The 12,004-nt window shown below is 64.4% G+C and carries 12 protein-coding genes and 1 pseudogene; 7 read left to right on the top strand and 6 right to left on the bottom strand.

What is annotated here, in order from left to right:
- Positions 1 to 282: 282 nt before the first annotated feature.
- Complete coding sequence (locus MKK88_RS16855) at positions 283 to 678, top strand: GFA family protein (protein ID WP_313902324.1); 396 nt, start codon at positions 283 to 285, stop codon at positions 676 to 678.
- 201 nt (positions 679 to 879) lie between these two features.
- Here MKK88_RS16855 and MKK88_RS16850 read toward each other — a convergent pair whose 3' ends face one another.
- The 4 genes from MKK88_RS16850 to MKK88_RS16835 form a co-directional block, all read right to left on the bottom strand.
- The gene (locus tag MKK88_RS16850) at positions 880 to 2,175 is read right to left on the bottom strand and encodes an MFS transporter (RefSeq protein ID WP_279602344.1); all 1,296 of its coding nucleotides are present in this window, start codon (positions 2,173 to 2,175) and stop codon (positions 880 to 882) included.
- The gene (locus MKK88_RS16845) at positions 2,165 to 2,542 is read right to left on the bottom strand and encodes a cupin domain-containing protein (RefSeq protein ID WP_244001621.1); all 378 of its coding nucleotides are present in this window, start codon (positions 2,540 to 2,542) and stop codon (positions 2,165 to 2,167) included. The genes MKK88_RS16850 and MKK88_RS16845 overlap by 11 nt, the downstream gene beginning before the upstream one ends.
- A 59-nt stretch (positions 2,543 to 2,601) precedes the next feature.
- Entirely contained in the window at positions 2,602 to 3,360 is a 759-nt protein-coding gene (locus MKK88_RS16840) for an SDR family NAD(P)-dependent oxidoreductase (protein ID WP_244001619.1), read from the bottom strand.
- 132 nt (positions 3,361 to 3,492) lie between these two features.
- Positions 3,493 to 4,584: a Gfo/Idh/MocA family protein gene (locus MKK88_RS16835; RefSeq protein ID WP_244001617.1), complete on the bottom strand. Its 1,092-nt coding sequence runs from the start codon at positions 4,582 to 4,584 to the stop codon at positions 3,493 to 3,495.
- A gap of 113 nt (positions 4,585 to 4,697) precedes the next feature.
- Between MKK88_RS16835 and MKK88_RS16830 the strand changes: the two genes are divergently transcribed.
- Together MKK88_RS16830 and MKK88_RS16825 are read left to right on the top strand one after the other, a co-directional pair.
- Complete coding sequence (locus MKK88_RS16830) at positions 4,698 to 5,627, top strand: LysR family transcriptional regulator (RefSeq protein WP_244001615.1); 930 nt, start codon at positions 4,698 to 4,700, stop codon at positions 5,625 to 5,627.
- A gap of 125 nt (positions 5,628 to 5,752) precedes the next feature.
- Positions 5,753 to 7,151: pseudogene (locus MKK88_RS16825) on the top strand (IS1182 family transposase).
- 192 nt (positions 7,152 to 7,343) lie between these two features.
- Here the strand turns inward: MKK88_RS16825 and MKK88_RS16820 are convergent.
- Positions 7,344 to 7,829: a MarR family winged helix-turn-helix transcriptional regulator gene (locus tag MKK88_RS16820; protein WP_244001613.1), complete on the bottom strand. Its 486-nt coding sequence runs from the start codon at positions 7,827 to 7,829 to the stop codon at positions 7,344 to 7,346.
- A 106-nt stretch (positions 7,830 to 7,935) separates the two neighbouring features.
- Between MKK88_RS16820 and MKK88_RS16815 the strand changes: the two genes are divergently transcribed.
- The 3 genes from MKK88_RS16815 to MKK88_RS16805 all read left to right on the top strand — a co-directional run bounded on the left by MKK88_RS16815 (position 7,936) and on the right by MKK88_RS16805 (position 10,829).
- Positions 7,936 to 8,937: a phosphate/phosphite/phosphonate ABC transporter substrate-binding protein gene (locus MKK88_RS16815; RefSeq protein WP_244001611.1), complete on the top strand. Its 1,002-nt coding sequence runs from the start codon at positions 7,936 to 7,938 to the stop codon at positions 8,935 to 8,937.
- A 231-nt stretch (positions 8,938 to 9,168) separates the two neighbouring features.
- Positions 9,169 to 9,705, top strand: coding sequence for a hypothetical protein (locus tag MKK88_RS16810; RefSeq protein WP_244001610.1), 537 nt, complete (start codon positions 9,169 to 9,171; stop codon positions 9,703 to 9,705).
- A gap of 719 nt (positions 9,706 to 10,424) precedes the next feature.
- Entirely contained in the window at positions 10,425 to 10,829 is a 405-nt protein-coding gene (locus MKK88_RS16805) for a DUF3768 domain-containing protein (RefSeq protein WP_244001609.1), read from the top strand.
- A gap of 196 nt (positions 10,830 to 11,025) precedes the next feature.
- Here MKK88_RS16805 and MKK88_RS16800 read toward each other — a convergent pair whose 3' ends face one another.
- Positions 11,026 to 11,289 (bottom strand): helix-turn-helix domain-containing protein, encoded by a 264-nt coding sequence (locus tag MKK88_RS16800; RefSeq protein WP_244001667.1) that lies wholly within the window; start codon positions 11,287 to 11,289, stop codon positions 11,026 to 11,028.
- 130 nt (positions 11,290 to 11,419) lie between these two features.
- On the opposite strand from MKK88_RS16800, the gene MKK88_RS16795 reads away from it, so the two are divergent.
- Positions 11,420 to 11,974, top strand: a complete 555-nt coding sequence (locus MKK88_RS16795; protein ID WP_244001608.1) for a DUF805 domain-containing protein — start codon at positions 11,420 to 11,422, stop codon at positions 11,972 to 11,974.
- Positions 11,975 to 12,004: the final 30 nt, after the last annotated feature.

The following is a 12,004-nucleotide window of genomic DNA, read 5'->3' as shown; positions in this document are numbered from 1 at the left end:
TTGCGACGGATCTTGCAACGCCTTTCATGGATAGGTCGGGTCGGTAGAAGCTCGTCCGCTTTTCCGGCCGAGCTTCTCCGAAGCGGGCCAGCCGCTTTCGACCAGCTGCGGTCTCGTTGGTAGGCTCGTCGGGATGACTGGGGTGGGTGGTTTTCAGACGGTCTGCTTCGGGGCGGCAATGCATGGAAGCGGACACCGCTCCCCCCGCCCGGTGACGACCTACAAGAGACATTGCGACCCGACGTTGCTACGGGTCAGCCTCCTGACTGAGAGGTCGAACCCATGCTCCTTGGACGCTGCCACTGTAACTCGATCCAGCTCGAGATGCCGGATCAGGTTGCGGCAAGTTCTGTGTGCTACTGCGACGATTGCCGGAAGCAATCAGGCGCCCCTATGGTGGCATGGGCTATGGTGCCCGAGGCTACTGTATCGATCACGGGTAAGCCAACGGTCTACAACTCGTCCGAAGGCGGGCGGCGATCATTCTGTGGGTCGTGTGGAACAGGCTTGTTCTTTTCGAACGCACTCCTTGCTCAGATGGGGATGATGCAAGTGAGGATCGCGGCACTTGATGATCCCAACGCGATCCCCCCACAAATGCAGGTGCAGACGGCGGAACGCGTGAAGTGGATGGAATCGGCGGACGAACTACCAGCGTTCGAGCGTTTTCCAGGTTAAGCTAGAGCCGCTCTCCTCTCCGAGCCGCAGTTATCAAACGACCGAGGCATGACCGCTTATCGAAAGCGCCCATGTCGATCCAAGCGGCCAAGTTGGGTCGATAGCCGAATGACTGCTCGGGGGGAGAGCAGTGCCTCCGCTTCCGGTGACTGGTCAACTGAAGCAAACGGTGGAGTTGCATCCACAGCCGCAGCGCACAGCTCAACCGCTTCTGTCCCGGTCTCCAAGCGCTGAAGCAATGAAGAGGCGAGCGCCGGATCCCAAAATCAATACCAGTGAGACTGGGAGCAGACTGGCGAACCCAAGGCAGAAGGCGGTGACCGTGAGAGGCAATCCGACCTTGTCGGCAAGGCGGCCGATCAGGAGAACGGGCACGATGGCGCCGAGGTAACAGAGGGCGAGGTAGAGCGAGAGGATGCCCGTATGGCTTTCGTCCGATGACGTCGTCCGGATCAGGACCAAGCCGGACATGAACGACAGCCCATGGCCCATTCCGATCGTCAGGTCCGCAAGGGCAAACAGCGCTCCACTGCAAAGTTGCATGGCCGCCGCCAGCAAAAGCGCGCCGGCAGCGAGGAGGATCGTCGCCAGAGGGATGGTCCGCCTAGGGGCAAGCCGCCGTGCCGGCAACTGGACGAGGGCCGAGCACGCCAGGACGGCGGCGACGGCCGTGCCGCTCACCGCCGGCCCGTGCCAGGGCAGCAGGCCTGCCAGGAACGCGGGCGCCAGCGCTGCCAGAAGGGTGAAGAGCGCGTAGGCCACGAACGTCGAGAGGGTTGCAGCGACGAAGGTGGCCCTGACCTCGATCGACGGTGCACGGAGGTTCGGCCGAAACGAGAGGTAACCCGCATCCTCGTCCGATGCTGGCTTGACCGCCGAGAGCAGTGCGGCCGCGAGGCCGGCGCATGCTACCGCGACCACGACGTAGGGTGTGACCAGAGGTGCGGGGGCGAACTGCGCCAACAGCCCGCCGAGCAGTGGCCCCGACCCGAACCCGACCATCGTGACCACCGAGGCCACTACGGACCCGACGCGGCCTCCGGCGGGGTCGAGGCGTAGCAGCCCGATTGTCGCCGCCGTACTAATCGTACCCGCGGCGAGGCCGATCAACGCGCGGCCGGCACCAAGGTCAATGGCATTCCGAGCGAAGGCGCAGGCGACGAGACCCAGGCACGCCGCGAGCAGGCCCGAGCGCACGACGGCGACCGGCCCGAACCGATCGGTGAGACCGCCGAGGAACAGGAACGCGACGAGGACACCGGCCATGTAGACCACGTGGACCGCCGTCGTGGTCGCGTGCGGCATGTCCCAGGCGAGCTCGTACAGGGGGTAGAGCGGACTCGATAGCGTCGCTCCCATAGTCCCGACGGCCAGCGACAGGGCGACCAGGACGAAAGGTCCGCTCCTGCGGTGGTGCCTCGCACTCGTGGTCCGAGCGGTCGTCCGCGCCTTCTTCGCCGACGGAACAGGTTCGGGCGTACGCACCTCAGCGGTCATTTCGATCCACGTAGAACGACCGCATGTCCTCAGGCGGGGTCGTGACCGTGAGATAGACGAAAGGGACGGAGCCGGTGTTCTCGATACCGTGCACGTCGCCCGGCGGGGTGCGGATGATGTCGCCCGCCCGCATCGGCTGCACCTCATCGGTCTCGCTGAGCAACAGGGCTTCGCCAGCCTCGACGATCCAGATCTGCTCTGAGCGTGGATGACGATGACGGGACGAGACCGACCCCGGATCCATGGTGACGCGCGTGATCGTGGCCCGTGCATCAGGAGCCGCCTCAGGCCAGACGAGTTGGGCAGATCGCTTGCCCGGATTGTGCAGGACCGTCGCGGCCGCGACGGTGGCTCGGTCAATGGTCATGGCAATCTCCTGTCACGTACGCCCTTGCGCCGTCGCCTAACCCTCGGCGGAAGGTCGTTTCAGAAGGCGAGGCGCAGAGCGCCACCGTCGACTGGGATGGTGGCGCCATTCACGTAGCTCGCAGGCCCCGACGCCAGGAACGCGATCAACGCCGCCGCTTCTTCCGGCGTCCCAAAGCGGCCGGCTGGGATGTTCTGGGCGATGAAGGCCTGGCGTGAAGCCTCTGTCGGGTGCAGGCGGTCGCGGATCTGCGCGCTGTCGATCCGCCCCGGTGCGACGCAGTTCACGGTGACGCCATCCGGTGCGTACCTGGCGGCGATGGCCTTCGACCAACTCTCCAGCGCCGCCTTGGCCGGCGTGGCGGCGTTCGGGGCTTTGGCGACGATCGCCCCGGTGAGGTTGACGATCCGTCCCCAGCGGCGCGCGCGCATGCCCAACGCAAGCCGTTCGGTCAGCCGCAGGGCTGCTAGGAAGTTCAGCGCGTAGGCCTCCGCCCACATCGCCTCGTCGATCTCGCCCTCGGACGGTCGCGATCCGCCTGCGTTGTTGACCAGCACGTCGACACCGCCGGTCGCTTCGAGCACTTGGGCGACCAGGGATCCGGGGCCATCGTCGCGGCTTAGATCCGCTGCGATGAGAATGGGGGCCCGCCCAGTTGCCGCTGTGACGACCGTACTCAGCGGACTCAAGGCTTCGAGCGAGCGCGCTGCGGCGACGACGCGCGCGCCCTCGACGGCGAGGGTCAGCGCCGTCGCATATCCAATGCCGCTGCTCGCGCCGGTGACCAGACAGGTCTTGCCAGCGAGTTGCAGATCCATCGATTGTCTCCCGCAAACTCCTGCGCGTTGGCCGCCGTCCGGTCATCCACATGAGGGTGGCAAGTTCATCGAGCATCGATACCTCGCCCGCGTCCCACTTTCGGCCGCAGCAGGTCCACGATGTCCGTGACTTTATCGACCAGGCCAAGCCTCGTCGGCTTGAAGCCGACTGGCCTGTGGCGCCGTGAGGACGTCCTCGATCAGCCGTGTAAGTCTGACGGCATGCTCGAAGTCCGTAACGGTGGACGTGTCGTGCCTGATATCATCGCGCAACGCCGCGTAGACGCCGGCTACGTTGATCGCCGCGTCCGACAGCGCCGCAAACAGTCCCTCGTCGATGGCTTGCCGTTCGCCGTCCCGGATCAACCCGATCCGACCCGACTGGAGACCGCGCGGCGCGCCGCCATCCAGCCGCAGGCGCCCCGTCTCGCCGACGAGATCGAGATGGAAGGGCGTGTCTCCGGTCCGGCCACCCGCAACCTCCACCGTGAAGGGTGCGCCCGTGGCGTGACGGCCCTGCATGAGAAGGTGGTCGAAGGTGATGCGCTCGCGCCGCTGGCGCGGCTCCCCGATCTCGATCAGCGGGAACTGGCGGGAGCAGAGTGCCGTCACAAGGTCCAGGGAGCCGGTCAGGGCGATCAGCAGGTCGACGGTGTGCGCGCCCTGTATCGTCACCATGTTCGCAAACGTGGCCGGATCCTCCAGATAGGCGAACTGGGGCGGAACGGCCGGCCCGAAGCCGGCCGTGGTGGAGGAAACGCTGACGCTCAAGGCCCGGCCTAAAGCGCCCGAACGAAGGATGTCCCGCGCCATCCTCACGGCAGGGCTCTCGCGCAATTGCAGGCCGATGGCGTGCTTGACCCTGGCCGACCGGGCCGCGTCGGCGATCTCGCGGGCTTGGTGCGAGCCTGCCCCGAGCGGCCATTCGCTGTAGACGTGTTTGCCGGCAGCAAGGGCGGCGAGCAGCAGATCCCGATGGCCGGGCACACGGGTCGCCACCGTCACCACGTCGATGTCGGGATCGGCGATCAAGGCGAGGCCGTCTCCATAGGCCTTTGCCACGCCGAAGGCCTGCGCGGCTTCGTCGGCGGCGGCCTGCGAACCTGCGGCGACCGCCGTCAGGTGAAGTCCGTCCACGGCCTGCACCGCGGGGACATGGGCCTCGGCCGCCCAGCCACCCGAGGTGTTGACGCCGATGATGCCAATATTGAGTTCGGTGGCCATTCCTTCGTCCTTCCGCTCATGCGCCTTCGCTATGCCTCTGCGCTGGACGTAAGGGCGGCCAGCACCATCATTAAGCCCTTTCTGTTTCCAGCAGTCGAAACGGAAGGTTTCGGATGACCGATCGCCTGACCAGCATGACCGTGTTCGTGAAGGCGACCGACTTAGGATCGTTGACGGCCGCCGCGACGGCCCTCGGTATGTCTTCCCAGATGGCCGGTAAGCACATCAGGTCGCTGGAGGACCGGCTTGGCACGCCCCTGATGCGACGATCGACACGGCGGCAGAGCCTCACCGATGCCGGGCGGCTCTTCTACGAGCGCTGTCGCCGCGTGCTGTCCGAGGTCGAGGCGGCGGAGGCGGTGATCGAGGACATCAGCGCCACACCGCGTGGCCGCCTGCGCATCAGCGCACCCGTCGGCTTCGGCGCGACCCGGCTCGCCCCCGTGCTGACCGACTTTGTGGCGCGCCACGCCGGGATCGAGATCGAGCTGGTCCTGACGGATCGCTACGTCGACCCGGTGGACGAAGGCTACGACGCGGTGGTCCGGCTGGGCCCGATCGCCGAGACATCCCTGGTCGCGCGCGAGCTCGTATCCCACGAGCAGGTCGTCTGCGCGTCGCCCGCCTATCTAGCCGCGCATGGAACACCCGAGACACCGGAGGATCTCGCTGGGCACGCGTGCCTTGGGTTCGTCAATGCCTCCGGTCTGCCCTACGCGGTCTGGCGCTTCACGAAGAACGGCGCCGACCACACGGTCAGGATCCGAAGCCGCTTCCAAGTGAATGATGGGCGGGTCCTGTCCGCGGCGGCGGCGGCGGGCCACGGCATCGCCCTGCAGCCGGAAGCCGTCCTGCGGGACGCGATCGAGCAGGGTTCTCTTGTGCCCTTGCTCACAGGCTATCGAGCCCCTGGCCGGGCGATGTTTCTATTGTTCTCAGCCCGTCGACCTCAGCCGCTAAAGCTGCGTGCCCTCATCGACGAAGTAGTCAAGGCATTTCCCGCCATGGGCAGCACGTCCGCTTTTGGGAAAGGCCGCGCATGACCCACGCGTCCGAGTTGGGTCGAGGCTGTGTCAAAAGTCCCGTCTGAGATAGACTGGCGGCCTCACCTGCGGAGGCCAGCATGGGTCGGTTCGTCGAAGGGCAGGACCGTCGGCAGTCCTGGTAGCTGCCCAGTTCGGCGGACGACTACGTTACCGCCGATAATCCGGTTCGGGTGATCGAGGTCTTCATCGACGAACTCGATCTGGGCGTCCTCGGCTTCACCCGCTTCAAGCCCGCGGCAACGGGACGGCCGGCCTATGATCCGGCCACGCTTCTGAAGCTTTACCTCTACGGCTATCTCAACCGGGTACCGTCGAGCCGGCGACTTGAGCGTGAGGCACAGCGCAACATCGAGGTGATGTGGCTGACTGGTCGCTTGGCTCCCGATCACAAGACGATCGCCAACTTCAGGCGCGACAACGGGCCTGCGATCCAGGCGGCCTGTCGGCAGTTCGTGGTGCTGTGCCGGGATCTGCAGCTCTTCGCCGGGGCGACCGTCGCCTTGGACGGATCGAAGTTCAAGGCGGTCAATAACCGGGACCGCAACTACACCGTGGCCTAGGTCGCCAAGCGCCTGGAACAAGTGGAGGCCAGCATCGCCCGCTACCTCGCGGCGCTCGACCGGGCGGACAGGGAGGGCAACGACGTCCCCGAGGCACGCACGCACGCAGCGCATCGGCGCGAAGATCACCGCCCTACGCCGCCAGATGGCCTTCCTGCGCGAGATGCAGGAGCAGGTAGAGGCCGCGGACGACGGACAGGTCTCGCTGACCGACCCGGACGCGCGCTCGATGGCGACGAGCGGGCGCGGCACCGGCATCGTCGGCTTCAACGTTCAGATCGCGGTCGATCCCGAGCATCATCTCGTCGTGGCCCATGAGGTCGTCAACGAGGGCCACGATCGCACCCAGCTCGTGCCGATGGGCGATCGGGCCAAGCAGGCCATCGGCGCGGAGGCGATCACGGTCCTGGCCGATCGCGGCTACTACAGCGGCGACGAGGCTCTGGCCTGCGAAGGCACGGGCGTCCTGCCAGCCGTCCCGCGAGCCGACACGTCGGGTCGAGCCAAGAAGGGGCTCTTCGTGCGCGCCGACTTCGTCTACGACGCCGCGGCCGATCACTACGTCTGTCCCGCCGGCGCTGTGCTGACGAAGTTCAACGCGCGCTCCGATCGACACGGCGACATCGACCACTACCGCAACCTGGACGCCTGTCATGCCTGCGCGATGCGGGTGCGCTGTACGACCGAGAAGTTCAAGCGCTTCAAGCGCTGGAAGCACGAGGCGGTTCTGGAGGCCATGCAGAGGCGGCTTGACGCCATGCCGGACGCCATGGCGGTCCGGCGCGCCACGGTCGAGCATGTCTTCGGAACGCTGAAAGCCTGGATGGGCAGTACGCCGTTCCAGACGAAGGGCCTGAACGGCGTGCGAACCGAGATGAGCCTTGCGATCCTCGCCTACAACATGAAGCGGATGATCCGACTGTTCGGCGCAACTTGGCTCGTCCAGGCCATTCGAGCCTGAAGCGGCCCACCGCGCCGCCGTCATCATCCTGCCAACCGGCGCTGACAACCACGATCAATGCGTTTTGACACAGCCTCGACCCAAGTCGGTCATCCAGAGGGCCGCAAAAACTTCTCAGAAGCAGTCATACCTCGGCAGTGTGTTTAGTCGGCTCAGCTAAAGAGCCGTCCGTTGGAACTGGTCAAGGTCACATCATTCATCCGAAGGACGCGCGTCGGCCTGCGCCAGGGCAATCATTAGTCTGCCACCGGGCGCCCCCGCCTTGCCGAACAAACGCTCTTGAACGCTGATTGCCAATGGCATGGCTTGCCGGAGAGCGCCGACGCCTGTTTCAGTCACCTCAATGCACTTGGCTCGGGTATCGGCGATGCTACGTGGCCGTGCGACCAAACCTTTGACCTCCAACGCCTTCAGCACCTGCGACACCTGCATCGGGTGAATGTCTCCAAACCGTGCCAGGGTGACCTGCGTAACGGGCTCGCCGGAACGTGCCATCCACGCCGTCATCGCCAGGACCGTGAACTGAAGATGTGTCAGGTCGGCCGCCGCGAGCGCGCGGTCGATCTCGCGCACGTAGCGATGAACAACACGCCACAGCACAAACCCCACTGCGTTCTCGGGTGCGCCAAGGGTCTCGTTCGCGAACAGATCGGCGAGTGTCTGAGGGTCGGTGGCCATAGCTCCTCGTAGCGCCTCCAAGCACGCTGAGCAGCCCTTCGACGCCGGGGGTTCACATAATAAACGCGTTTACTATATGGTCGGGTTCCCGTTGAAGGAGCTTTCGATGACCGATCGAACCCTGGACATCGCGTTTTGGAACTACGACCGCACCCGTGCGCTCAGTGACGGTCGCATCAAGATCGACGGCGTTAGGGTCCGCTTCCACACGGCCCGCATCGTCCCCCAGATCTTCGAGGCGATGATCCGTCATCGCGCCTACGACGTATCCGAGCTTGGTCTGACCTACTTCCTGCGCACCTTTGCAGATGGCCCATCGCCTTTCCTCGCGATCCCAGTCTTCCCAAACCGCGCGTTCCGTCACTCCGCGATCTACGTCAGCGAGGCGAGCGGCATCAGGCATCCTCAGGATCTCGTTGACCGCACGATCGGTGAGTTGGCGCTCTACGGACACGATGCCGGGGTGATGCCGAAAGGCATCCTCTCGGATGAGTTCGGCTTCAAACCTGAGCGCAACCGCTGGATCGTGGGTGGCATCGACTTTCCGATGGACCCCATCGACTTCGTGCCTCACCCCCACCCGGCCGGTGTCGAGGTCACGATGGCTCCAAAAGGCACCGACCTCGGTATGCTGCTGGAGGCAGGCGAGATAGATGCTTTGATCTCAGCGGACGTGCCCCACTGCGTGCTCGCAGGCTCGTCGAAGGTCCGCCGCCTGTTCCCGGATCACGAAGCGGTCGAGCGGGACTACTATCGCCGGACGGGTATCTTCCCAATCATGCACACCGTCGTGGTGACGCGCGAACTGGCCGAGCGCGAGCCAGATGTCGTTCGAGCGGTCTACAAAGGCTTCTGCGAAGCTAAATCGGCTGAGGTCGCGAGGCTGACGCATGCGATGACATTCAACAACATGGTGACGATGGTGCCGTGGTTGACAGATCTGCTCGCCCGCGACCGCGAGCTTCTCGGGGATGATTGGTGGCCCTACGGCATGGCTAGGAACCGGGCAGCTATCGACACGGTGCTTCGTTACCACCACGAGCAAGGGTTGACCGAACGGCGATTCAAGATTGAGGATGTGTTCGTTCCATACTTGCTCGACGCGTAGGAAGCAGCATTCCGCAGCGGGGGTCGATCAGGAGCGGGCGCGACAGTAGCGGCTGCTTCTTTGGCTCCCCGCTCCAAAGCGGATCGGCAGAAATCCACCCTGAGCGGTCATTTATCTTGTCGTACGGTATGTCCGGAAGTCGACCGTTTTGCCGACATGTCCGCATGGGTGATGTCGGTTGCCTAAGGTGTTCCGCAGAGATCCTTGCGGCCGATCAGAGCCGTGCTTGGGTTGCACCAGCCCGTCTGGACTTTTCTGGCGCTGATAGGGTCGGTAAATGCCCTGATGTCTGTCCTAACCGACCGTCAGCGGATCGAACTCGCAGTTCCCGCCTACCTCCTCTACGCGCTCACGGGCGCACCGGACGTGTTCGTTCCGGCCGACCCGGATCTGACCGCGAAAGCCGAGGCGGACATCGCCGAGCTGCGTAGCAATCTACGGACCGCCTGCTTGGAGCCGTTCGCGGACCTGACGCCGGCCAAGAGCCAAGCGCTCATACGTCGCCTTGAGCGGATCAAACGGCAGACGACCACCGACTGGCACGAACGCCCGGCGCTCGGCCTCATGCTGATGCTCTGGTGCTTCCTCAAGGACCTCACCGACCGCGAAATTTTGATCCTGTGGGAGGGCTCGGCGATGGACCGGGCGATGCAGAAGCTGCTGCCGATGTGTGAGTATGGCTTTCAGAAGCGAGAGGACGACGTTGCGGCTCAGGATCAAGCCCGCGTGTTGTTCAGCCGTCTCCAGGCCGAGGGGCTATACCGCTGACCGGCAACCTGCACCTACAACCGCATCCAACCCGATGCGGAAGTCTGCGGAGGATGGGACCTTCTCGGACACTCGTCCTATCGTGCCATATGTCCGGAAATCGATCGTTTTCCCGACGATCGCTGGGCACGCATTCTGGGCCGTCAAAATGACTGCAAGCCTGTCGGAAAACCGCGTCGGCTATTCAAACATCGGCAAAACGTGGCTTTCCGACGCTAGGAGCGAGTATGCTGTGGTGTCCGGTTTCCTGCATCGCGCAACCGAAAGCAGACCAGCGGCTTTCGGCCGATTTTGTTGAAAAACTCGATAACAGCGCCTCAGGCCTCGTCCAAGATGATGCCCGAGAGAAGATTGATCTCTCACGCCCTGGCAATCCTACACGCATAGCGCATTCTGGCTGCGCCTATAGTAGGATTTTCTCCGGCCAACACCCTTCCGGCGCTGCTTCGTCCCGCTTCCGAGTTTTTCAACAAAATCGGCCAAAACCGGCCGCGTATGTGCCCGCTCGCGTGAGCAGCTCGACATCATTGACGTTATGAATTAAATCCTATAGCATGGCCGTCATTGCCCCCAAGCGATGAGGCCAGCCATGCCACGATCACCGCACCATCGAACGCGCCACGCCTCGGCATCGCGGGCCAGGCAACCGAGCCACTCCCATACAAAAACCAACAGCAAGGGGCCCCACACGGGGCCCCTTCTTTTTTGCGAGGTTCACCATGAGCAGCGGTGATTTTTCGACATCAGCGGACCTTCCCGCCGCGATTGGCAACTCGCAAGAGCCGTTGATCGCCATAGCCAGTCCTGCTGCGCAAGTGCGTGCCCTGAACGACGCTTTCCGGCGCAGCTTCGTCGGCGGGCAGGTTGTCGAGACACCAGGCGTGGTCGAACTGCGTGAGTGTGATCGCATCGCCCTTCTGCTGGCCGTGCGCCGCTTTGATGCCTTCGACGCCGACAACGATCCCTACGGCGAGCACGACTTCGGCGCGGTGGAGGTCGGGGGCGAGACCTTCTTCTGGGAAATCGACGCCTACGATCGGGCGCTGCTCGGCGGCTCGCCGGATCCCGCCGACCCCGCGGTGACCACCCGCGTGCTCACGATCATGCGCGCCGACGAGTACTGACGTGGCGTCTCCCATTAGGCGCCGCGGGTGCCGCATACCGGCCTGCCCCAAAGCGACGAGGTCATACGTCCTCAACCGCGCGGCGAGGCCGAACTCGACGCCGACACCGAGTGGGACGAGGACTGGCCAGCCGACGACGAGGGCGACTGGTCAGGTTGCGCCCACGACGGCGACCGAGACGAGGGCTGAAGCCGGCTTACCCTTTCGGTTTGCGGCCCGGTCGCAGCGAACCAGGTTTTGCAGCCCCGGGCTCAGGGATCACAAAGAATGCGGAGAGTTCCGCCTCAAGTGCCGCGGCCAAACCCTCCAGCGTTTCGATCGTGGTGTTCTCTCGGCCTCGTTCGATCCTGCCAATGTAGGACGGCTCGAGCCCAGCCACGAGGCCCAGCGCCTCTTGAGACAACGCCTTGGCCACCCGCAGGCGGCGCAGATTCCAACCGACAAGGGCACGAGCTCGCATCACGGGCGAAAGCGCGCTGCTTGCTCGGCGTTAAACCAGGCAATAAAAGTTCATGAAATTGGCCGGAGGGCAGGCAGCTACTCGCTGCCCGGATCATCGAGAGGATATTATGGGTGGATACCTGCGAGCGATGCGTCAGTACGCGGTGTTCCGGGGGCGAGCGTCGCGCGCCGAGTTCTGGCAGTTCACCGCCGTACTTATCGGGCTCGTCATCATCGCGTTGATCGTCGATGGTGCCGTGATGCAAAACGTGGACGCCGAGCTGCAGAAGAAGCCGGGTGGTATCTTCTCGGCTCTACTGGTTCTAGCTCATCTCGTGCCGGCCTTCAGCGTCACCGTTCGGCGATTGCACGATACGGATCACAGCGGCTGGCTCGTGCTGCTGAACTACATCCCACCCCTGAACCTCGTCATCGTCGTTTTCGCCTGTATGCGCGGTACGGCAGGGGCGAACCGCTACGGGGCCGATCCCCTAGCCCCGCTGACGCTGTCAACCGGTTCAGCGACCGCCGGCATGCGGGTCGACCCTGTGTCCGCCGTCGCCACGCCGCTGCCTGCTGCGCCCGTCCGTTCGGACGTGATCGCCGAGCTTGAGCGGTTGGGGCGCCTGCGCCGGGAGGGGCACCTGAGTGAGGCCGAGTTCGAGGTGATGAAGTCCGAGACGCTCGCGCAGGTCCGCCGCTGATCGGTGGCACAGCCGCGCTTCCGATCCTAT

It is taken from the genome of Methylobacterium sp. E-005 (genome assembly GCF_022829725.1).
Taxonomy (GTDB): Bacteria; Pseudomonadota; Alphaproteobacteria; order Rhizobiales; family Beijerinckiaceae; genus Methylobacterium.
The sequence above is the reverse complement of the archived record's forward strand: the minus strand, read 5'-3'. Positions and strand labels throughout refer to the sequence as shown.